Raw genomic sequence first — 21879 nt, forward strand, 5'->3', positions numbered from 1 at the left:
TACAGGGAACTACGCTATCTCTAGAGCTCAACTACTTATTTAAGCCAGATAACCGCAAAAATATTGCCAAGCATACAACCGATGGGAATTCAGCCCTTGGACTCTTTGAAGTAAAGAAACCAAGAAAAATGAGCATATTCAGATGAATACGCTCATTCATAACAATTGTATCTGAAGTTTCCTGCAAATCTTGTGACTGGATATAGGTAACCTTCCTAAAATATAAAGCGTCATTATGAAACAGCGGCCTTTCAAGGAAACATGTGTGTATGGGGTTAGAAAATATAAAGAACCGGGAAGTCAGCATCAACCATAAAGGCCCGTGAACTCCACAATTGTTAAGAGCTCACGGGCTTAACACACCTATTCCTGAGGCATATACTTGCGGATGTCCACCTCAAGTGCTTGGGATAGCTTCATCCCGAGCGTACGATCGGCTCGGAAGAAATTGCAAATCGCGCGCAGCCGGATATCGTCATTCGTTTGCTTAAGCTCACCAATCAGGTTTGCGAGCAAGTTGGCTTGCTGCTCTTCGGGTAACGAGCGGTATCGGTCGCCAGCTTGGGTAAAATCATCGGTTTTATCAATCTTTTGGCGGCCAGCCGCCCCTTGGAGCGGAACATAGGAGTCCGTATGAGACTCTGATTCTCTCGGGCTCTCCGATGAGCTGTTCGGCTCATAATTGACCGTGGACGGATTAGCATGCATGGTCATCGCACCATCCCGTTGATGATTGCGAACAGGCGCATAAGGACAATTAACCGGGATATGCAAATAATTGGACCCGAGGCGATAACGCTGCGTATCCGGATATGAGAATAGCCTGCCCTGAAGCAGCTTATCCTCAGATGGCTCAATGCCTGGCACCAATGAGCTTGGTGAAAAGGCTGACTGCTCCACCTCGGCAAAATAATTGACCGGATTGCGGTTCAAGGTCATCGTTCCTACCTGTTGCAGCGGGTACATATCCTCTGGCCAGACCTTCGTCGGATCAAGGGGATCAAATGCGTACCTGTCCACGTGTTCTGTCGGCATCAACTGAACGTGCAGCTCCCATTCGGGATAGTTGCCTAGCTCAATCGCATCATGCAAATCGCGGGTTGCATGATTAAAGTCCTTGCCCTGCATCTCACTGGCTTCAGCTGCTGTAAAGTTACGCACCCCTTGCTTAGACTTCCACTGGTATTTTACATAGGTCGGCTTTCCAACATCATTGATCCACTTAAAAGCATGTACGCCGAAGCCGTCCATTTCGCGATATGTGGCTGGTGTCCCGTCATCCGAGAAAAGCCAAGTCAGCATATGCGTCGATTCCGGGGAAAGCGTCATGAAATCCCAATAGCGCGCCGGATCTTGAAGGTTCGTATGGGGAGCTGGCTTCAGAGAATGAACCATGTCCGGAAACTTCATCGCATCACGAATGAAAAACACGGGCAAATGGTTACCTACAATATCGTAGTTGCCTTCCTGCGTATAAAATTTAACCGCGAAGCCGCGCGGATCGCGAGCCGTCTCAGGTGAGCCCGTACCGTTGATAACAGTAGAAAACCTTACAAACACCGGTGTCTCTGTACCAGTTTCCTGCATGAAATGAGCCCTCGTATGGCTCGTCATGCTTACCTGGGTACGGAATACTCCATGTGCCCCAGCGCCGCGGGCATGAACGACTCGCTCCGGAATCCGCTCTCGGTCGAAATGGGCCAGCTTCTCAAGCAAATGGTAATCCTCTATTAAAGCGGGTCCGCGCTGTCCTGCTGTACGTGAGCTCTGATTATTGCCAACGGGCGTTCCTAAATTAGTGGTCAGGTAGTTTTCCATCGTAGCACCTCTTCATTGGTTTATATATTTAGACTTGATCTAAATCTCTAAACCAATCATAGCGGATAGCCGAAGGGCTGTCATGAATAGACTATGAATGAACAATGAATGTTTCATGAAGAGGTCACTGCGCAGCCGCTTCATATCGGAGCAAGATGCTGATCAATGAGCGATCCCTCTCAGTCGCGAAGATCCGCAAGCCGGTAACCTACACCGCGAACGGTCACGATATATTTAGGTGCCACCGCGCTGTCTTTCAATTTTTTGCGCAAGCTCTTAATATGGGCATCCACCAGATTGCTGCCGCCATAGAAATGTAGTCCCCATACCGTGTCCAGAAGCGATTCCCGCGTGAGTACGGAACCATCAGATGACATAAAATGCAGAAGAAGATCATATTCCGTCTTCGTCAGCTCAACGCGCTGCCCAGCTCGGTCAACCGTCATTTTCTTAAGATCAACAGAAATATCTTTAAATGTACGCATGTCGCCCATAGCCCCAGCGTTGCCCGCTATAGCTGGTCGGCCTAGAAGCATTCGGTTGATTTGTTTGACTGCCTGCTCCGGCTTAGCCGGCCACACTAGCAGTTCAGCCGCCCCCAGCGCAAAAGTACCGCGCGTATCATACGATTTCTGATCCAGCAGAATCAAGACCGGAACTGCGTGCAAATCCGCGGATTCAAGCAGCTCGGCTCCAGCCTGTAAAGTATTTCCCGCAACCGCATGAAGGACAGGAATGGCATCGTAGACAAGCAGCTCCGGCTGAAGACTTTGCAGCATGCTCTTATTAAAATCATGCAGCGAAAATACGTCAAAGCATTCCGAAGATAATGCAATGAGCAGGCTTTTGACACGTTCGGGAAAAGGACTGATGATCATGACCCGCTGCGTAATCGAGCAGATCATGCCATTCTGCAGCAACTCTTCCTCCGTGTAGCTCAAGGTTTCATCCGCCGCGTGCAGCGGATCTGCTTCGTTTGAAGCAGCAGGGTTTAGGCTTCCTTCGTCGCGCATGATTCGCAAACCCCCTCGATTACGACTTGGGCATGCTCGATTTTATATTTTGTCTCCAGTGCAACCTTCTGCAGCCACTCCGCTGGCAGTTGAGTGAGCACCTCATCCACTCGCCCGCATACGGTACATACGATATGCTGATGCTCGTCCGTACGCGCATCATAGCGGCTAACTGCTTCACCCAGCTTTAATTCACGGATAAGGCCTGCATCGGTTAAATAACGAAGCGAATTGTACACTGTACCATATGCAAAATTAAAGCCTTTGCCCCGCAACCGTTCAATTACGTCTGCCGCAGTGGGATGATCATGAGCAGCCTGTATCACTTCCAATATCGATTTCCGCTGTATTGTTAAGTTAATTTTGTTCATATGAACATCATTCCTTTGATTAATGACTTTAGACTAAGTATAAATTTAAAGGCCAAAGCGGTCAACCTGAAACAAAAATCCAGCAACCAGCAACCAGCAACCAGCAACCAGCCTCCTAAATGGTATGTTGCGAATGCGGTGCCGGTTTTCCGAAAAAGTAGCCTTGAAACCATTCATAACCCAGCTCCTACAAGCACAGGCTAGGTCATCTCTGCACTCAATTCCCTCTGCAAGTAGCTGGCTTCCTAATTACTGCATCTATTCAGTGCGCCTCGCGCTCCTGCTGAAATTGCGGCAGCGGCAGGAGGCCCTTTACCTTTTCTATCACTGTATTCCGTCTCGCTTCCACCGCGCTGATCCCAGACACGTTCAAATGAGCCAAGGCGTAATCCATCATATTATAAAATAAAGTTTCATGCAGCCAGTAACGTTAATCATCATATTTTTGCCACAGCCTATCTGAATGGTCTGGTAAATATCGAGCAAGAAATTCCGCTTCCGACCGATCATCGAATTGGAGAAAGTAACTCTTCTCCTCCACTAAGCAGCTTTCGCATTGCATCGAAATCATCCTTCCCTCTAAGTTGCATTCCATTCTATGTCCACCTTATTTATTCGCTGTAATCGTTTCAATTTTTTTGTCGAAATAAATAAACTGAATATTTACAAAATTATAATAATGAGATATACTAAGCCTATCTTAAACGAGAGGGGATAGCCCATTGAAGTAGGTTAGCGAAGCATGTCTCATTAACTCGGGAAGGAGCACCGAAGGAAATACAGGACATGCGGGGACAACAGTGATTAGGAAAGGTCGATGAGTTGAAGGTCAGGTACTTACGGAAGGAAGAGGATTTGAAACAAATCGAAAGGAAGTTGATCGAGGTCAGTAAAACTAGGATCGAAGTCGATAAGGTTTGTAACAAATTCGAAAGGACGAGGAAGAAACAAGGAAAGAATCGGATTGGAGCGTTTGAATAAATTGAATAGTTCACTACCAAGCAGGTGAAGGGCTTCTGGTTATCCATTGATAAGCAGAAGCCCTTCTTATGTGTGTCTATAGGATTGGACTGAGTAGCCGAGAAATCGATTCCTTGAACCGATTCATCAGCGGACGCTCGCCGTAAATCTCCGTGGTCAGCTGCGTACTATTTTTCATATCCATCTCAAAAATGCGTTGCAGCTTGGCTGCCGTCTGCGTATCATAGATAAACGCATTCATCTCGAAGTTGAGCTTAAAGCTGCGGATATCAAGGTTTGCGGTACCAACGGAAGCGACCTTGCCGTCTATAACCAGCGTCTTCGCATGAAGAAAGCCCTTCTCGAACATATAACAAGAGACACCATTGGAAAGAAGCTCACCCAAATACGAATGCGTTGCCCAGTAGACAAAGAAGTGATCCGGCTTGCTCGGCAGCATAATACGAACGTCAACCCCTGATAATGCCGCGATCTTCAGCGCCGTCATCAAGCTCTCGTCTGGCACAAAATAAGGAGTTTGCAGACAGATCGTTTCTTTCGCCGCATAGATCATTTTGATATAAGCATCTTTAATCTGCTGGTATTCCGTATCCGGCCCGCTGGCCACCAGTTGCAACCCAATCGTGCCTGTATCCTCGCTCATAATTGGGAAATACAGTTCATTTAAAGATATTTTCCCGGACGCAGCAAGGTTCCAGTCCATTAGAAACTGCGCTTGCATTTGCAGCACCGCGTTGCCCCGCACTCTCAGATGGGTATCACGCCACTCTCCGAAATGCTCATTCAGGCCCAGATATTCGTCACCGATGTTAAAGCCGCCAATATAACCTACCTGACCGTCAATAATGACAAGCTTGCGATGATTGCGATAGTTTATCTTCAAGTTCAAATACGGAATACGAGACGGGAAAAACGCCGCTTCCTCGCCGCCAGCCGCCAATAAATCGTGAAAATAACGCCTTGGCAAGCCAGAGCTTCCAATGTGATCATATAGAAACTTAACTTCCACGCCCTCCGCTGCCTTCGCAGCGAGCGCCTTTACGAGCCGTCTGCCCAGCTCATCGTCGCGCACGATATAGTAGACGAGATGAATATGATGCTTGGCCTCTGCAATATCCTTCAGCAGCGCGTCGAATTTCTGGTTGCCCTCCGTGAAGATATCAACCGCGTTATTGCTCGTGTACAAGGCGTAGCTTGTTTTCAGATTCATGTAGATCATATCCTGGTAGCTCTGCATTTCCGTATCCTTGTGCAGCAGTTCACCATCGCGCAGCTGTCGCATTTGTCGCTCAATTGTATGCTCGATAATGCGCTGGCTGTCTCCAAGCAGCTTATACAGCTTTCTCTTGCGAACCTTTTGCCCCAATATTAAATACATGATAAACCCGATGACTGGGATAAAAAAGAGGACCATCAGCCAAGCCCAAGTGGTACTTGCATTGCGACGTTCCAAGAAGATGACGGTTATCGCCAAAAAAATGTTAAGCAGCATAATGATTGCGTATGCGTTTTGCATTATTGCGATTCTGATCATAAACACCTCAGTCTTATGTAAAAGCTAATGCGATCATACTCCAAGCACGGTGTATGTTCAACCCTGATTATATGCTACAATTCAAGCAGAAGAAACGATTGCTTCATTAATACCCCTTTCCGATTAAAATGCATCAAAATATACGCCTGTTAACAAGGCGGGATCAAGAACCACTTTCTCTTGGACAGAACCCGCAGCAGTGGCACTGGAGGAACAACGATGGATATACGCAAATTCAGGCTGGACGAGAAAGCGCTCGGCACCTTTAGTGAAGAACGGGATGAATATGAACGCGATTACGCAAGACTCATTCAATCGCCTGCCTTCCGCCGACTGCAGGGTAAATCGCAGGTATTCGGCGCAGGCACGGGCGATTACTACCGGACAAGACTAACCCACTCACTAGAAGTGTCGCAAATTGCGCGTGAGGTAGCCAGAAGACTTGGCAAACAATATGATTTTCTAGATCGCAAAGAGCATCCCGGCCTCGTACTGGACCCCGCTGTCGTGGAGATTGCAGCACTTGCCCACGACCTCGGCCATCCGCCTTTCGGACATAAGGGCGAGGAAGTGCTCAATCATGTGCTCATGGAAGAATACGGAATGCCTTATGAGGGGAATGCGCAAAACTTCCGCATCCTCATGTTCTTGGAGAAGCGCGCCGGCAGCGGCAGCGGCCTCGATTTGACTGCCGCCGTATTGCTTGCTGTCAACAAATATCCCTTCAGCCTCGGTGAGCCTGGGCGGCTCAAAGGCTTATACACCACCGAATGGGCAGAAATCGAACAGCTCCGTCGGTCATGGCAAATTCCGATTGGCTGTTCGACGCTTGAGGCGCAGCTGATGGATCTATGCGATGATATTGCTTATTCCACCCATGACATCGAGGACGGCATTCGTGCAGGCAAAATCCAGATGAACCGTACTTTTTTCGAAGATAGCCGGCTTATTGATCATGTGGTACAGGAAATTGTAGAGGATAAGGGCAATACGGGCATCGGCTGGGGCGAAGTCGACATTCCCGCCATGGTGAAGCGTGTGCTTATCTCTTATTTAGAGCAATGGGAAGCTCTTTATGTTAGCTGTGAGAGGGAATCCTCACGCACCAGACGTGAGATGAAAGCTCGATGGGTCAGCTTGTTCGCAGGCAAGGTCGGCATTATCGACGACACGCAGCGCGGCTGGAAAAAGGTTACTTTCGTCAACAACGGACAGCAGGATATCGATCTGCTGCGGACGATGGAAATTTTGAAGAAGCTCGCTTGGGTTACGCTAATTAAGGATTTCCGTGTTCAGCGCCTACAAATGCGCAGTGAAATTATGATTCGAAGGCTGTGGGATAGCTTTAAGGTGCAAGAGCAAGGGCGCCTCATTATCCCACCGGATTGGATCGAGAATTATGAGCAGCATAAGAGCAAATGGAGTTGGCCTCGATTTGTTGCTGACTATATTTCCGGCATGACCGATGCTTATGCGGAGAAGGTCTACGCAGAGCTCTATGCCAGCAAATCAGGCTCAATTTATGAGCTGGATTAACTAAAAAAAAAGCACAGCAGGGAGTGAGACTCACTTCCAGCTGTGCTTCTTCTTTTGCAAGGCTTCTCCAAATGATCCGCCTTTATCTTCACTTTAGTCTCTCCCTACAACCGTACTTACCGCGCTAGCCGAAAGCTCCGTAATGTAATCGAAGAAACGAACCGGATCGACATCGTAAACCAAGCTAACCGGACGGCCATCCGCGAGCTCCACCGTACGGCCTTGGCTCGCACCATCCTTGATCACGCCGCTTGGTACCGTCTTGATTTGCACTAAATCCGGGTTTCCGACAACGGCTGTCGTCAGTACATCCCATAAATAGTAGGTAGAATTGGTTTCCATGTAAACAAGCGGAGGACATGCGGCATAACATTGACCGACAAAATCAAGTCCTTCATGCTTCCGCAGCGAAGCCCAACGATTGCGAACATCCATCGTAAGAGGCACCTTGTTCGTGCTCTCCAGAGCAACTAGCAGGATCGGAATGCTGCTTGCCCATACGCGGTGAACCGCTTCCGGGTCCCAGAAGGCATTCCATTCTGCCGTACCGTCATGCTCAGGCTCCTGAACATTGCCCCGTTCATTAAATGTGCCGCCCATCCACACGAGCTTCTCGATCTTCTCTTCAATATCTGGCGCCTCGTCCAGCGCTCTCGCCAAATCCGTAAGCGGACCAGTAAACAGCAGCGTAACCTTCTCCTCGGAACGGCGAAGCTGCTCGATCATATGCAAATGCGCAGGCAGCTCGGCGACTTTCGTACGAATCGTTCCTGCCTCATTCAAAATCGGCAGCGCATCGACAAAAAACGTATGCATGCGCCACTCGGCTGGAAATGGGTTCACGCCACGAGAATTAGAGCGCGCGACCTCCGTTGCAACGGTTTTCTCTTGTTTGCCGAAGCGATCAATGATTTTGCGGCTCGCCTTCTCGCCTGGCTCCAAATAGCCGTCTGCCGGGATAACTGAAACGCCAATCAGATCAACATCCTCCATTTGCAGCAATAGAAATAGAGATACCAGGTCATCAACGCCAGCATCATGATTAAAATAAAGTTTTGTGTTTGCCATATATATCCGTCCTTTCCGAGTATAAAACGATATATCGTTTGTCCATCCTATAAACAAGGGGGTGAATTGTCAATGGCTAAGGATGTACTATGTGAAGTGAACTCATGCAAGTTCTGGGCAGCGGGAAACCACTGCGGCGCTTCATCCATTTATGTTGTCAGCAACCGTGGCAAGCAAGCAAGCCACTCCGAGGAAACCGATTGTAAAACGTTTGAAGCAAAGATCTAACGAAAGGCTTTACCGTTAATAAGCAGCGCAAGCGTCTTGATTCGAATGCCGTAATCTTAAGCGGGTTCGAATTAAAGACAGCTTGCGCAGCTCCTAATTCTATTTATTTTGTAACCGGAACCGCATTAAAATGCTCCTCAAGCGTCTCGCCGCTCTCGGCTAGCTCAGCAGCAAGGTCCTCGCCTACGTAGCGAAGATGCCAAGGCTCGTACTGATAACCCGTAATCTCTTCCTTTCCCTTTAGATATCGGATAATAAACCCATATTCATGGGCGTGCTTCTCCAGCCATACCGCTTCCTTCGTACCTGCGAAGCAATCGGCCGCCGCGCATTTGCCATCGCTTCCGGTTACGTCTATGGCGAGACCCGTCTCATGCTCGCTCGTCCCGGGAAAGGCGCTATAGGTTCTGGCTTTCTCCAGCCCATCACGTTTGACATAGCGCTCAAAAAGCGTCTTTTGCGTGCTGTGGGACCGATAAGCCGAAACTCCCGCCAGCAGTACGCCGTCATTCTCTGCTCCAGCAAACAGCTTTTCGAGCGCCGTAGATGCTTCCTGTCTCATCTTGCGCTTGTCCACCTTATCCGAAAAAATAAAACGAACGTCAGGATAGACCAAATCCGAAGGATTATATTCTTCGGGCAGCTTGTTCTGCTTGTTTACAAGCACCGCTACGTCCGCTGGCTTCGCAATGACGGCCATTCCATCCTCGGTTTGTTCATTTTCTGCAGTTCCATTGCCGCTACCGCTGTTTCCTTGATTAGCAGTTGGCTTATCGGTTGCTGCAGGCGGCTCTCCCGTTGGCTTGTCTTCTGGTTTAGTCCCCGGCTTGGCATCCACGCCGCCTGACACCTCGCCGCCGTTCCCTGACGCTCCACCATTGGCAGACGCTTGCTTGCCCGGAAAGATTGCAAAATCTCCCGTCTTATATAGAGAGTAACCAATCACCATTGCTGCGCATACCATAACGAACAAAAGCAGCCTGCTTTTTCTTTTTTTCATGATTAGCCTCCGGAATATTTTTTTACATATTTTTCATGTATTTGCACTTGTTTTCACGGTTTGTCCATCGCATCTACTTAATAGACTACTAAAAGCTTTATAATGTTTCAATCTAATAACTTGGAAATGATGTAACGTGATAGAAATAGAGCAAATACGTGTATTAATTAATGATTAACCAATTATATGCTTGGGCATGGAGGAGCCTTTTGCCTTTTGACATTCACCTGTCATTAGGAGCATAATGGGATAAGAATTTACAGAGCGCATATATATTAATATTAGCGGGCTGGCTGCCTCGGAGAGACGGCCTGTTTTTGCTGTGAAAGGTAGGCGGTTATATGTCATTTTTAACTCCCAAACGACTGCTAAGCACTCGTCCCATCCTTTTTTTCTCGTTCATTATGCTTTTGAAAAGCTATTTGGCGTGGATGGTTATTTTCGAAGATGGATTCTCCTGGACTACGATTTTAAAAGAAATACCGTTTGTACTTATTGTGTATTGTTTCATAGAATACTTCTCATCCAAACGCAAGCTGGTCTACTATTTAATCGCGAATTTAGTCATGACGCTCATTTTGTTCGCCGTCATTATGTATTACAAATATTATGGCGTCATCGTTACCTATCTGGCGCTTGAGCAGGTAAACCAGGTTACAGCGGTCAAGAACAGCGTATTCTCGCTCATGGACCCCTACTACTTGCTCATCTTCACCGATATCATCATTATGGCTTTCTTGCTCTTTCGCCGCAAGAAGGCATTGAACTGGAAGAAAGAAAGCTCCCGCAAGGAGAGCAAACGTCTCGTTGTAGCCTTGTTTACCATTTCAATCGCGCTTTGCTTGTTCAACATTTTGCCAAACCGTGCGAGCATGAACGAAATTGTCAAAGCGGAGCAAATGGGCATTCTGAATTACGAGGCTTACATGATTTTTTCTAATAAAGACATTGATTTTGTAGATCCAAACCATATTACGCAAACCAAGATCGATGAAGTAAAGAAAATCGAGCAGCCCGCTGCTCCACAGCTGTGGAAGACGGCTTCCGGCAAAAACGTCATTATCATTCAGATGGAGTCGTTCCAAAACTTCCTCGTCAATCTGAAGATTGATGGCAAAGAAATTACACCGAATATAAATAAGCTCGTCAACGAGAACTATTATTTCAAGCACTTCTACCAGCAGGTTGGCCAAGGAAATACGTCAGACGCTGAATTTGTCGTCAACACATCGTTCTATATTCCGCCTCGTGGCGCTGCAACGATGATTTATGCTGACAAGGAGCTTCCAAGCTTGCCTAAGCTGCTTAAAGCGAACGGCTACGACACGACTACGTTCCATACGAATGTCGTTGAATTCTGGAACCGAGGCGAGCTCTACAAGGCGCTTGGGTTCGACCGTTATTACGACCAGAAGTTTTTTGGCGATGAGGACACTGTATTCTTCGGCGCTTCCGATGAGCAGCTTTACAAGAAAACAGCAGCAGAGATGGATCGCATGAGCCAAAACGGCAAACCGTTCTACTCGCACGTCATTTCGATGACATCGCATCACCCGTTCACGATTCCAGCGGACAAATACAAAATGACGCTCCCTGAGCGCTATGAGAATACTTTTGTCGGTGATTATATCCGTGCTCAAAACTATGCGGATTACGCACTTGGCGGCTTTATTGCAGATCTAAAGGAACGCGGCATTTGGGACAACAGCTTGATTCTGTTATACGGTGATCATCTAGGTCTTCCTATTTATTCTTTGGATCGCGATGATAAAGCGCTCATGGCTGAAATTTACGGACATGAATACAGCTACACCGATATGATCAATATTCCGCTCGTTGTTGCTTCTACAGGCGTAACGGAAGGAAAAGTGTTCGATCAGCTTGGCGGACAGGTAGATATTTTGCCAACGATTGCGAACATGCTTGGCATTTCCTTGGATGATCATATCCATTTTGGCCAAGACTTGTTCAACCAGTCGTATAACGTGCTTCCTCAGCGTTATTATCTCCCGACTGGCTCATTCTTAAGCAGCAAAGAGCTATTCATGTCAGGCAGCGGCTATGAAGACGGCAAGCATTATTCGTTAGCCGGAGACGGCCTTAAGGAACAAGAAGCGACGGAGGATGAGTACCAGCGCGCGCTGGAGCTGCTTAATCTATCCGATAGCTATGTCAGCCAGCTGCCTAGCTGGAAGAAGAAATAATGGTGTAGATATCACTAAAAAAGGCTCACTCTGAAGCGCAGCAAGCTGCTTCAAAGTGAGCCTTATTTTTATTCAACAGAATATCTTTTTGCCCTGTTTATCTGGACTAGTTGTTTTTCACCGCTTGGAGCACTTCTTGAACATGTCCGTCTACGCTTACGCTGCGCCATTCCTTGGCAAGCTTACCCTGTTCGTCGATCAAGAAGGTGGAACGCTCAATCCCCATAAACTCCTCGCCATTCCAGCTCCGCAGCTTCCATACGCCGAATAGCTCCGAAACCGTATGCTCGGTATCCGACAGCAGCAGGAAAGGCAGCTCATGCTTGCCAACGAATTGCTCATGCGAAGCCAAATCATCTGGGCTTATCCCAATGACCTCGGCATTATTTTCTCCGAATTGTCCATTAAAATCACGGAAGTCGCAGGATTCCGTTGTGCAGCCAGGCGTCATGTCGCGCGGATAGAAATAGATTACAAGCTTCTTGCCTGCATAATCGGAAAGCTCCACCTGCTCGCCATTAGATGCTAATAACTTGAAATTTGGAACTTGGTCGCCAACCTTTAACTGTTCTCCCATTGGTCCATTCTCCTCTACTTTATCATTTCAATCGTCAAGCCGCCTTCATCTTCCTTCAAATACAACTCGCGAAGACCTTGAATCTTCAAGCGGACCGGAAAGCTTTGAGCCGTTTTGTTCGTAAAATGCCACCTTCGCCCCGTCTCCACGACCATCAGCAAGCCATTGTCGTCGCCAATCGGGTTGAAATCGTCGCTGCGCGTCTTATAGGTCAGAATGCCGAGCTCGGCAAACCGATCTACTGCTGCCGGAACACCGCGGGTAGGCACGCCAATCTCGCTGATGCACAGGATATCCTGCTTGGCATCAAAGGGCCGGTCTACGCCATTGCTCATCGTGTGCCTCGCGATCAGCTCCAAAATATTACCCGCTGGGTCCTCAAAATAAACGGAATGTGAATTCCACGACTCGCTGAAGGAAATATCAATCCCAGCTTCAGTGCCGATGGGCACCAACGATTCGATCCATTGCTTCGCTTCCGGCAGCTTGTTCTCAGGGATCGTAAAGGCAAAGTGGTAAAACTCACCTTGATACGCGCCTGCTGCGGGCTCCTGGAAAGTAAGCTCGCTCCAGCCTGCACGTACCGTAAAGCTGTCCTTCTCCGAATGAACAAGCGTCAAGCCGAGCCTATTCGTATAAAACAGTTGAAGGCTTGCAGTATCCGCTGTTAAGATGACAAGCTTCTCAATAATCATTTTACACCTCGTTGTGTTCGTAATACAAAGTACTGCCCGTAGCGAATGCTTTTGCCGACACATGATCATTAAATTGGCCGTATGCCAGCATGAGCTTCGTTAAGGCTGCTTCGATAGACAGCTTCTCGATTACAATGGCACCCGCTTCAATCAAGCGGAGAGAAGAGGAATAGAGCGCATCTGAACGGTCCTTAATCGGACATATGTAGACATCGATGCCAAGTGCAGTACAGCGTGTTATAAAATGAGGGAGCGAGTAAGGCCCTTCCGCTATCCCACATGCCGTACCTGAATGATGCAAGTCATGGAGCACCGCCTTTGGGCGATTTACCGAAAAATCATAGAACGAATAATTTAAGCCCGGATAGGGCCGGATGTAGACGATTCCGGATTCGAGACACAGAGTTTCCGGTGCCCAGTCCAAAGAAGCATTTGGCCGTGTTAGAAGTGCATCCGGTTTTGGATTGCGCGGATGGTCCCGCCAGTGGAAGGCCTTGTCCACCATGGTTCCGTATGTAAGGCCATAAGGGCTGCCGAATTGGTCTGTAAATGAGATGGCTTGGGTCATTCGGGTTCCGAGATACACCTGCGAGATGCCCTGGTCATCCTCATAAACCGCAAATACGCCTGGCAGCCCTTTTTCAGCCACAAAATGAATCGCATTGGCGAAATTGCGAAGCCCGTTGCTTCTCTCATCCGCCAGCGGATAATTGCTTGCCGTTAGAACGATCGGAATGTCCGTAGCAGCAAACAAATAAGCCATCATCGATGCACTATATGCCAGCGTATCTGAGCCATGCGTTATAATAATTCCCTCATACAGGGCTGAATCCAGCTCGCAAAGTGCAGTGGCCAGCGCGATCCAGTCATCCGTTGTCAAATTTTCACTTAATAAATTCAGAGGCTGCACAGCTTGAAGCACAATATCTTCCCGTTTATGAGAACTATTGCGATAGACATCAATGAGCGTATACGCGCCTGACTGATCAACGTCTATACCCGCTCCTTGCCGTTTGCTTCCGATGGTTCCACCGGTAAATACTACTAAAATAGGTTTCATGTTCGGTCCTCCTTGCCATCTCGCTAGTCCTACGCTTTCATTCATAAAGGTTGATGGATATCTATCGTATATGCGTCACAGGGTCTTGGTCAAGCTGCCTACCTGCTCTTATCAGGGTACCCTCTGTCTCCTGCTTCATACGACACATCCGCCGTCCTGAGAATCCCAGCAAAAAGAAACGGCTTCACCGACCACTGTAAGAGGCAGTTATCCGTTTCTCTTAGAAATATAAGACTATTTCTTTGTGAAAAACATGTAAGTTCTATAATTCAAAAAAAGGCTGCTACCGTCTATACCGGCAGAGCCTCCTCTTCTTCTATTGGCGGTTAGCCAGGTTTCTTTGACGCTGCCAGAAATCATCGAATGTCTCCAGCAAGGCTTCTGTAGAAAGGGTATTCTGCAAATATTGCCGTCCGAGTTCCGTTCCCATCTGGTAATACTCACTGAAATTTGTGTAATGGCTCGGCCGTTTGACTCCTCTGTAATGAATAGGATCATTGGCCATCAAAATATAAGGGGCATACGGGCTCGTTGAATATTTCTCATCGTCGATAGCGCCGCTATAGATGGATCTGAGCCCTGCGGCATCAGCAAAAGCTCTATTGCTTTCGGCCGAGGACAAATACGTAATGAAGGCCCAAGCCTCGTCCCTATGCTTGGACTGCAAGGCAATGCCCCAGCCGGCAGCGCCAACGTTATAGTGGGATATGCCCTGGGGCCCCGTTGGCAGAGGAGCCGTCGCCCACTCGTTATTTTTCAGCTTTTCCCTAATTTGCGGGATGATGTCCGAATCTTGAATAAGCATGGCTGCTTCGCCATTTGCGAAAGCATTTACTTGGTCGTTGAATCCCCAATCTATGGATTTGGGATGTGAAGTCTCAACGTAAAGCTTACGGTAAAGCTCAAGCGCCTCGGCTGCTCGTTCTCCGGCAAAGATTGTTGTCCCGTCCAACTCAAACATGGAATCGCTGCTGCTAACGCCATCTCCGTTGTAATCTTGGATCATGCTGGTGAGCGTATTGGCGGCACCCGGCCCACCGCGAAAAGCAAAGCCGTAACGGCCCAACTCTGGTTTCGTCAACTGCTTACCGACAAAGTAAAGCTGTTCCCATGTCTCCGGCGCTTGAAGCGCTTTAGCGTCGAACCAATCCTTTCGGTAATAGAGCTGGACCTGGTAAAGACTATTTGGAATATAATAGGTAATGTCCCCAATATCCCTAGCCATCAATCTGGCATCCTCGCTAATGAGCGAATAGTTGCTCCACTCCGGCAAGTAGCGCTCCAGACTGACCAGCAGTCCGCGAGAGGCATAGGTATGCGCCGTTATGTCACGTACCTCTACGATATCTATGTCTTGGTTATCCTCCAGCATCGTTAAAATGGCATCGTCCGCGTTATCTTCTGTCGGCGTAATTAACTGGATGCGGATATTGGCATTCTGGAGTTCGAACTGCCCGATTAGCTTCTTGAGTTCTGCCGTCCGCTGTGGGGTCATCAGGCTTTGGACGACCTTTAAAGTCACTTTTTCGGAATCAGGAGCAGGCGTCTGCGTGCCTATGCTTTGTTTATCTCCGTTGTTCGCGCAGCTGCTTATAATTGATATCATGATCATCCACGAGAGCAGATACAGAGCTTTGTTCATCATACGGAGCCTCATTGCATTTCCTCCGATCCAATAAAGGTTCTTCCATCTCTACTTTATTTATCGGCTTCCTGCTCTTCAAGCAATACCGTTTTACTCTATTTTTTTCAAAAAAAGTTCAGCCAACCGCCCGTTATTAAAACGGTAACAACCATTCATTCAAGCAGCAGCGCGGCGGGCTGGTTTCTTCACTAGCATCCTCCCGCTTGCAAGCAGCAGCGTTATCACCAATGTTGCCACATACATCCCTTTGATTAAGGGAAGTTCGGTATCCGTACCTGAGAAAAATCCGTGTGCAAGCGCCATGATGAAGATCGGATAGGAAAGCAAATGAATCGTTAGCCAAATACGGCGGGAGAACTTATGGCGAAAATCTGACGTGAGGAGCAGCAGCAGCATCCCGTATAACGACAGCGTACCCAGCCCGTACAGGAGAGGATGTTCATGGGCCATAAACGGAATCAACAGCTCTGTCCATTTGAATGGCGTATAGGTATCGATAACCAAAACTGCCATGTGGAGCAAGGCTAACAGCGTGCCGCTATTCGTTAATTGCATATGGGCCTTATAGAGGGTTGCCTTCCTCTTTCCCTTCATGAACGGGTAGCCGTAAAGCATGCCCATAGCCATCCCGCCAAACAGCAGCAAGTAAGCCGCAATCGCAAATATACGCGTAAGCTGCCAGGTAGGCAATTCGATCAACCAATCAGTCATCCCCGATCCCTTCCTTCCCTTTACGATCACTGGAAGCTTCGTGCTTGCGCAGCGTACGGTCTGCGGTGTACATAAAACCCGCATATTCAGGAGCGTACGTCGCCAGCAGCGCTGTACCTTCCTCTAAGCCGGCAATACATACCGCCTTCGCCCACACCTCACACGCCGTAACGTCAGGCCCTGTAATGGTACACTGTACAACATCACTGCGACTTGGCCTCAGCGTGCGTGGATCAAGAATATGATGGCAGCTAGAGCCGTCCGGCCTACTCCAGCTCCGTCCCAGCGTACTGGAGGTAGCGACACCTCCATTGCGAAGTGAAATAACCGCTTCCGCACGACCGGGATCCCATGGATTTTGAATCCGCAGCTCAGCCGGCGTGCTGTCGCTTCGCACATCCCAGACTGCCGCATCGCCGCCTGCGTTAATCATCCCAGCCTGAACGCCGCGTTTGCGACGCAGCCAGTCGGCAAGCTTTCGAGCAGACCAGCTCTTTGCAATGCCGCCTAAATCAACCTCTGCGCCTCGCTGAAGCCTTACTGCCTTCATCCCTGCGTTCATTTCCAGCAGCGTATCGCTTGTCGCTGGACAACTGCTGATGATTGGATAGGCTTGGATATGACCGATATGTTCGAAGGTTTGGTTGTATCCCGCTGCTTCAAGCGCCTTTAACATATGAACGTTGAACAGACCTCCCGTGAGCATTCGATACTTATTGGCTTCAGCTAAAATTTGAAACAAAAGAGGAGAGACAAGCTGCCAACTGCCGGCAGAGCGATTGAGCTGGCTCAGTTCGCTATTCGCACGAAACCGGCTAAGTCTGTTCTCCATATCCAGAAACCACTGCTTAACGAATGCTGCGTACTCGCCTGCCTCAGAATTGTCCTCTGCATTGCCCGGTGACTGAGCGTCTGAGTTGTGAATGAGGATGGCCTCAACGTCCGTATTCATGGCCCGAAAGTGAATTGCTGTCCGATTATTCATCTACGAACGCCCCGTCTGAGACCGCATGCCGCTGCCGCCGGAGCTCTCACTCGAATCTGCCTCCGGTTCCGTAGACCAGCTGCCATTGCCTCTGCTTTCACTATATTGCCGGGTTCTGCCCACAGGCTGCCGCTGCGCCCAATCCTCCACGATCGCATCCTCATCCTCGAGCTGCTGACTTAAAGATGAACTGGTGCTATCGCCAACCTTCTGCGCGTACGCTTGTTGAAAAGCCTGGCTGTTCTGCACGGATCCAAACACGAGAAAAACAGCAAACGCTCCACAGGCCCCCAGCTGCCATTTCATTAGCTTAGATGAATTCATCTCCAGCTTCACCGTCCCTTTTATAACTGTTATATCAATCGAATTAAGGAAAAGTATAAACCGGCATTCTGAAAATCAGGTTAAAGCAGGGTAAAAGCAACTTCAAAATTCAATAATATTTTTGCTTTTGTAAATAATAATAATAATCATTGTCAATGCTGTAGTAGAAGAAGCCTTCTTTACTTAGCTGAGTGCCATATGATAAAAGAATGAGGTGACTCTTTATGATAAAATCACAAACTGCTCGTTTTGGAGCACAGCAAACGAAGCGTCCTGGAGCATCGGATGGTCATCGGCACAGCAGTGGCGGCAAACGTTATTTTGGACGCGGCGGCGTCAAATTTGCGCTGTTGAAGCTGCTTGAGAATGAATCTATGCACGGCTACCAGATGATGAAAATATTGAAGGAGCAATCAGGCGGACTTTATTCGCCAAGCGCTGGTTCGATTTACCCCACGTTGCAAATGCTCGAAGCAAGCGGATTTATCACCTTCCGTCTAGAGGAATCGGGCAAAAAAGTATATAGCATTACGGAGCTGGGACGCTCCGGATTATTGATGTTACCGGAGAATACAAAACGCGGTAAGTCAGAGGACGGCAGCAGAGCGCCAGAAGCTGAAGCCTTTCGCATCGAAAAAGTACGGTTAAAGCTCGGTTTATCGAGTGAAACCTATGATTTGCTGCGGCTGGTTACCCGAGCTGAGCAGGAAGCCTCTGCTTGCAAGGAACGTGCCGAGCAGCTGCAGCTTCTGCTTTACGAGCAGCAGTTGCAAATCAATGAATTTCTAACCGGACATGAACAGGAGCATCATGCTAAGCAGCATTAAGCTGAGGTTGAATCAACGGAATAAAAAAAGGATTACCGCAAGGTCATTAACGCATAGACCTTGGGTAATCCTATTTTTCATGTATTAGTGGGTTGAATCATGTGAGACTTGCTGGCCTTTCAGCGTTTGTCCCCCATGCATGCGTTTATCCTGCTCCGCATCCGGTTTGCGTCCCATGAACGGCCACCAGTTGGCCTGCCCGAACGTACGTACCATGACTGGAATGAATAACGGCAGCATAAGCAAGGCGTACATAAACAATCCACAAAGTACGATAGTTGCAATTTGTAGAAGCGACATCACGCCCGAAGGCAGCATCGCAGCAAATGTTCCGCCTAGGATGACGGCAGCCGACATAATGACCGTACCCATGTTTTTCATCGCTTCAAGAATCGCTTCCTGAGGTGAGAGGTGGCGGTATTCCTTGAATCGATCCATCAAGAATATACTATAGTCGATTCCAAGCGCCACCAGCATGACGAAGCCGAAGAACGGAACCGCCCAGCTAATGCCTGACTGTCCAAGCAGCCTTACGAATATGACCTCTGCAATCGCTAATGACGAATAGTAAGTAAGCAGCAGCGATGCAATCATATAAAGCGGCATGACAATCGAACGGAAGAGAATGATCAATATAATTGAAATTCCGATCAGCATCAGTACAACCGTACGCGAGTAGTCAGCTTTCGATATATTGCTTAAATCATTGTTCATGCTCGTTACGCCACCAATTGCGACCTGCGCTCCGCTGTAATCCGTGCTTTGAATCGCGCGGTTTACAGCTGCTTCAAGCCCATCGATTTGCGCCATCGTTTCTTGCGAATAAGGATTGCTGCCAAATATGACTTCGAATTTCGCTGTCTGGCGATCCTCTGACATATACACATTAAGCGCCGTTTGGAACTCCTCGTTCGCAATCGCTTCTTCTGGAATGTACCAGCCTGTCATCTGTTTATTCGGCGATCCCGCTAGCCCATTCAGGTAGCCGCCTGCCGAATTCAGTCCATCCGTTACTTGAGTTAAGCCGTCTACGCTTTGATCAAGCCCGCTCGTAAGCTCGCCAAGCTGATCGTTTAGTGAAGCAAATCCGGCTTGAAGCTCTTTTTGACCATCGGTTAGCTCATTAAATCCTTGCGTTACGCTTGGCAGCTTCGAGACAATTTGCCCTTGGCCTGCGGCCGCTTGCGCAATCCCTTTTTGCAGCTCCGATAGGCCTTCTGCCAGCTTGCCAAGACCCGCAGCAAGCGCCGATTGGCCTTCTGCTGCCTGCAAGAAGCCGGCATTTGCCTGCGTCATGCCCGAAGAAATGCCGGAAAGCTGTTCATTTAGTTGAGTCAATTGTCCACTGATTGCGGTTGCTCCCGCTTGCAGCTGGGTCAAGGTGCTTAACGCTTGCTTAAAACTCTCATCATCCTGCAGCTCAGGATAACTCTCCTGAAGGCCCGACAGCCCTTGCTCTACCCCCGATAAGCCATCTGCAAACTTCGATTGCTCAGCAGCGATTGTCGTATAAGCGCCCGTCAACTGACCAAGGCCTCCGCCTAGCTGCTCATAACTGGTCTGTAATTGGCGGCTTGCGCCTGCTAATTGTTCCGCGCTAGCCTGTGCTTGCTTCAGCCCTTCGCTAAGCTCACCTGCGCCAGCGGAGCCGTCCTGTAAGCCTTGCTGGATGCGCTTCAAACCATCGCCCAGCTGTACGACCCCGTCCTTAAGCTTATTCGTGCCCTCAACGAGCTGTCCGGCACCATCAACGGCTTCATTCAGCTTCGGCGCATTCTCGCTCAGCGCGCTGCTAGCCTCAGAAAGCCCATCTCCGATCTTCCCTAAACCTTCCCCGCTTTGGCCAAGACCATCCTCGAGAGTAACCACTTGGTCCGAAACAAGGAATTGCTCCATCACCTCACCAGTTGGACGAGTGGCGCTGCGTACTGCTTTAACGCCCTCCGTATTCGCCAGCTCGCGGCTGACTTGCTCCAACACTGCAAGCCCTTCAGGCGTATCCAATGGTTTATCTGTTTTAACGATAACCGTGGTCGGAAGCGAATCTCCAGGCCCAAAGTTGTCTGAGATGAGATTAAATGCTTTAACGGAATCGTATTTATCCCCAATCTCGTCTAATGAGTTAAAAGAAATTGTCCCTTTATAGGCTGTCAGGAACGGAACGATAATAACGGCTAATATAATGAGTGCCCATAAAGGGCGTTTCAGTGAAAATTTGCCGACCGATCCCCAGAGCTTGCTTGGCTTATGCTCCAGAGAGCCCTTCGCCGGCCAAAACAGCTTTGTGCCAAGTACAGCCATAAAGAACGGCACGATCGTAAACAACGCTACTAGCAAAATGGCAACGCCGACCGCGACGGCAACCGCCGAGCGGTAAAGCATAAAGGTGGAGAAACCAATCGCCGCGAAGCCGACCAGCACGGCCAAGCCTGAAAACAAGACAGTCCTGCCCGCTGTGCGGTACGTATTAACAATGGCCTCCGTCTTATCGCCGCCACTATGAGTAAGCTCTTCCTTAAAGCGGCTGATGAGCAGGATGCAGTAATCTGTCCCGATTCCGAACAATACCGCAACCAAGAAAATTTGCGTGAAGTTGGACAGCGGAAAGTCGAAATATTCAACCAGGAACGCTATGATCGATTGCGAAATTAAGTACGTAAAACCGACCGCTACAAGCGGTACGAGCGGCGCGACCGCCGAACGGAAGACCACAAACAAAATAATGAGGATAAAGCCTAACGTAATAAATTCGGTTTTCTTAAGCCCTTCCTGCGAGCTTTGGACAACGTCCTCAGAAATGAGCCAGTTACCGGTGTAATAATGCTCCACTTTCACGTCTGAAATGGCCTCGTACAGTCCATCCCGCAGCTCCGCCAGTTCACGGTCGCCTGCTTCTACGTTCACGAGCGCAAGAATAGTGCTGCCATCCTCGGATACCATTTGCTCTTCCAACTCTTTGGTATCAAAGTGAGTCGTAACCGATAGGACACCGATGGATTCCCCATCGCTCTTTAGCTTGTCGACACCGCTTTTCACCTCTGCGATATCCGTATCTGACAAACCGCCGTCCTTATGGAATACAAGCACGGTCGCCATTCCGGTGCTCGCTCCGGCTCCCTCGCTTGTGCCAACGGCTTTCTCCAATTCATTGGCTATCGTTGAGGAATAGCCATCAGGCACGTTAATCTGGCCCTTCGTGCGAACAAGCTCCTCCATGCCTGGTGCCGAAAGCATGAGCAAAGTAGCAGCTACCAGCCACAGTGCTAGCACCAGCCACCTAAATTTCAATACAGTCCTCATCT

The 21879-nt window shown here is 48.7% G+C and carries 19 protein-coding genes; 4 read left to right on the plus strand and 15 right to left on the minus strand.

The genetic code is table 11. The features are described from left to right. Positions 1–363 precede the first annotated feature (363 nt). The 5 genes from E0496_RS05070 to cls form a co-directional block, all read right to left on the minus strand. Positions 364–1818, minus strand: coding sequence for a catalase (locus E0496_RS05070; RefSeq protein WP_141500572.1), 1455 nt, complete (start codon positions 1816–1818; stop codon positions 364–366). 179 nt (positions 1819–1997) lie between these two features. After that, a complete protein-coding gene (locus tag E0496_RS05075) occupies positions 1998–2831 on the minus strand; it encodes a winged helix-turn-helix transcriptional regulator (RefSeq protein WP_141500573.1) in 834 nt (277 codons plus the stop codon). Then, positions 2810–3202, minus strand: coding sequence for a Fur family transcriptional regulator (locus tag E0496_RS05080; RefSeq protein WP_141500574.1), 393 nt, complete (start codon positions 3200–3202; stop codon positions 2810–2812). The genes E0496_RS05075 and E0496_RS05080 overlap by 22 nt, the downstream gene beginning before the upstream one ends. Positions 3203–3464: 262 nt before the next feature. Further along, positions 3465–3596 carry a hypothetical protein gene (locus tag E0496_RS36815; RefSeq protein WP_277755825.1) on the minus strand — a complete coding sequence of 44 codons (132 nt, stop codon included), beginning with the start codon at positions 3594–3596 and terminating at the stop codon, positions 3465–3467. A gap of 663 nt (positions 3597–4259) precedes the next feature. Beyond that, positions 4260–5708, minus strand: a complete 1449-nt coding sequence (gene cls / locus E0496_RS05085) for a cardiolipin synthase (protein WP_206669716.1) — start codon at positions 5706–5708, stop codon at positions 4260–4262. 228 nt (positions 5709–5936) lie between these two features. Here cls and E0496_RS05090 point away from each other — a divergent pair, with 228 nt between their 5' ends. Beyond that, positions 5937–7253 (plus strand): deoxyguanosinetriphosphate triphosphohydrolase family protein, encoded by a 1317-nt coding sequence (locus tag E0496_RS05090; protein WP_141500576.1) that lies wholly within the window; start codon positions 5937–5939, stop codon positions 7251–7253. Positions 7254–7346: 93 nt separating this feature from the next. Here the strand turns inward: E0496_RS05090 and E0496_RS05095 are convergent, their stop codons facing one another. Beyond that, entirely contained in the window at positions 7347–8321 is a 975-nt protein-coding gene (locus E0496_RS05095; protein ID WP_141500577.1) for a nucleoside hydrolase, read from the minus strand. 72 nt (positions 8322–8393) lie between these two features. Here E0496_RS05095 and E0496_RS05100 point away from each other — a divergent pair, with 72 nt between their 5' ends. After that, on the plus strand, positions 8394–8549 hold the full coding sequence (locus tag E0496_RS05100; protein WP_139996831.1) for a DUF1540 domain-containing protein: 156 nt from the start codon (positions 8394–8396) through the stop codon (positions 8547–8549). Positions 8550–8652: 103 nt separating this feature from the next. Here the strand turns inward: E0496_RS05100 and E0496_RS05105 are convergent, their stop codons facing one another. Then, entirely contained in the window at positions 8653–9549 is an 897-nt protein-coding gene (locus E0496_RS05105) for a M15 family metallopeptidase (protein ID WP_241674597.1), read from the minus strand. 341 nt (positions 9550–9890) lie between these two features. On the opposite strand from E0496_RS05105, the gene E0496_RS05110 reads away from it, so the two are divergent. Continuing rightward, entirely contained in the window at positions 9891–11753 is a 1863-nt protein-coding gene (locus tag E0496_RS05110; RefSeq protein WP_141500578.1) for an LTA synthase family protein, read from the plus strand. Positions 11754–11859: 106 nt separating this feature from the next. Here the strand turns inward: E0496_RS05110 and bcp are convergent, their stop codons facing one another. From bcp to E0496_RS05145, 7 genes are all read right to left on the minus strand, one after another. Further along, positions 11860–12330, minus strand: coding sequence for a thioredoxin-dependent thiol peroxidase (gene bcp, locus E0496_RS05115; protein ID WP_141500579.1), 471 nt, complete (start codon positions 12328–12330; stop codon positions 11860–11862). A gap of 14 nt (positions 12331–12344) precedes the next feature. Beyond that, entirely contained in the window at positions 12345–13025 is a 681-nt protein-coding gene (locus tag E0496_RS05120; protein ID WP_161601317.1) for a VOC family protein, read from the minus strand. 1 nt (position 13026) lies between these two features. After that, positions 13027–14085, minus strand: a complete 1059-nt coding sequence (locus E0496_RS05125; protein ID WP_161601318.1) for an asparaginase — start codon at positions 14083–14085, stop codon at positions 13027–13029. A 316-nt stretch (positions 14086–14401) separates the two neighbouring features. Next, on the minus strand, positions 14402–15727 hold the full coding sequence (locus E0496_RS05130; RefSeq protein ID WP_206669710.1) for an ABC transporter substrate-binding protein: 1326 nt from the start codon (positions 15725–15727) through the stop codon (positions 14402–14404). Between the two features lie 159 nt (positions 15728–15886). Next, positions 15887–16441, minus strand: a complete 555-nt coding sequence (locus E0496_RS05135; protein ID WP_141500583.1) for a ferric reductase-like transmembrane domain-containing protein — start codon at positions 16439–16441, stop codon at positions 15887–15889. After that, positions 16434–17426 (minus strand): FAD:protein FMN transferase, encoded by a 993-nt coding sequence (locus E0496_RS05140; RefSeq protein ID WP_141500584.1) that lies wholly within the window; start codon positions 17424–17426, stop codon positions 16434–16436. The genes E0496_RS05135 and E0496_RS05140 overlap by 8 nt, the downstream gene beginning before the upstream one ends. Further along, the gene (locus E0496_RS05145; protein ID WP_206669711.1) at positions 17427–17732 is read right to left on the minus strand and encodes a hypothetical protein; all 306 of its coding nucleotides are present in this window, start codon (positions 17730–17732) and stop codon (positions 17427–17429) included. A gap of 242 nt (positions 17733–17974) precedes the next feature. Between E0496_RS05145 and E0496_RS05150 the strand changes: the two genes are divergently transcribed. After that, complete coding sequence (locus E0496_RS05150) at positions 17975–18577, plus strand: PadR family transcriptional regulator (protein WP_141500586.1); 603 nt, start codon at positions 17975–17977, stop codon at positions 18575–18577. Positions 18578–18661: 84 nt separating this feature from the next. Here E0496_RS05150 and E0496_RS05155 read toward each other — a convergent pair whose 3' ends face one another. Next, complete coding sequence (locus E0496_RS05155; RefSeq protein ID WP_141500587.1) at positions 18662–21877, minus strand: MMPL family transporter; 3216 nt, start codon at positions 21875–21877, stop codon at positions 18662–18664. Between the last annotated feature and the right edge of the window lie 2 nt (positions 21878–21879).

Source organism: Paenibacillus luteus (genome assembly GCF_006542765.1).
In the GTDB taxonomy this organism is placed as follows: Bacteria; Bacillota; Bacilli; order Paenibacillales; family Paenibacillaceae; genus Pristimantibacillus; species Pristimantibacillus luteus.

Excerpts from the sequence above, each read along its gene's own strand:
- E0496_RS05070 (WP_141500572.1), bottom strand. The coding sequence starts at position 1,818 with ATGGAAAACTACCTGACCACTAATTTAGGAACGCCCGTTGGCAATAAT.
- E0496_RS05075 (WP_141500573.1), bottom strand. The coding sequence starts at position 2,831 with ATGCGCGACGAAGGAAGCCTAAACCCTGCTGCTTCAAACGAAGCAGAT.
- E0496_RS05080 (WP_141500574.1), bottom strand. The coding sequence starts at position 3,202 with ATGAACAAAATTAACTTAACAATACAGCGGAAATCGATATTGGAAGTG.
- E0496_RS36815 (WP_277755825.1), bottom strand. The coding sequence starts at position 3,596 with ATGGATTACGCCTTGGCTCATTTGAACGTGTCTGGGATCAGCGCGGTG.
- E0496_RS05090 (WP_141500576.1), top strand. The coding sequence starts at position 5,937 with ATGGATATACGCAAATTCAGGCTGGACGAGAAAGCGCTCGGCACCTTT.
- E0496_RS05095 (WP_141500577.1), bottom strand. The coding sequence starts at position 8,321 with ATGGCAAACACAAAACTTTATTTTAATCATGATGCTGGCGTTGATGAC.
- E0496_RS05100 (WP_139996831.1), top strand. The coding sequence starts at position 8,394 with ATGGCTAAGGATGTACTATGTGAAGTGAACTCATGCAAGTTCTGGGCA.
- E0496_RS05105 (WP_241674597.1), bottom strand. The coding sequence starts at position 9,549 with ATGAAAAAAAGAAAAAGCAGGCTGCTTTTGTTCGTTATGGTATGCGCA.
- E0496_RS05110 (WP_141500578.1), top strand. The coding sequence starts at position 9,891 with ATGTCATTTTTAACTCCCAAACGACTGCTAAGCACTCGTCCCATCCTT.
- bcp (WP_141500579.1), bottom strand. The coding sequence starts at position 12,330 with ATGGGAGAACAGTTAAAGGTTGGCGACCAAGTTCCAAATTTCAAGTTA.
- E0496_RS05120 (WP_161601317.1), bottom strand. The coding sequence starts at position 13,025 with ATGATTATTGAGAAGCTTGTCATCTTAACAGCGGATACTGCAAGCCTT.
- E0496_RS05125 (WP_161601318.1), bottom strand. The coding sequence starts at position 14,085 with ATGAAACCTATTTTAGTAGTATTTACCGGTGGAACCATCGGAAGCAAA.
- E0496_RS05130 (WP_206669710.1), bottom strand. The coding sequence starts at position 15,727 with ATGAACAAAGCTCTGTATCTGCTCTCGTGGATGATCATGATATCAATT.
- E0496_RS05135 (WP_141500583.1), bottom strand. The coding sequence starts at position 16,441 with ATGACTGATTGGTTGATCGAATTGCCTACCTGGCAGCTTACGCGTATA.
- E0496_RS05140 (WP_141500584.1), bottom strand. The coding sequence starts at position 17,426 with ATGAATAATCGGACAGCAATTCACTTTCGGGCCATGAATACGGACGTT.
- E0496_RS05145 (WP_206669711.1), bottom strand. The coding sequence starts at position 17,732 with ATGAAATGGCAGCTGGGGGCCTGTGGAGCGTTTGCTGTTTTTCTCGTG.
- E0496_RS05150 (WP_141500586.1), top strand. The coding sequence starts at position 17,975 with ATGATAAAATCACAAACTGCTCGTTTTGGAGCACAGCAAACGAAGCGT.
- E0496_RS05155 (WP_141500587.1), bottom strand. The coding sequence starts at position 21,877 with ATGAGGACTGTATTGAAATTTAGGTGGCTGGTGCTAGCACTGTGGCTG.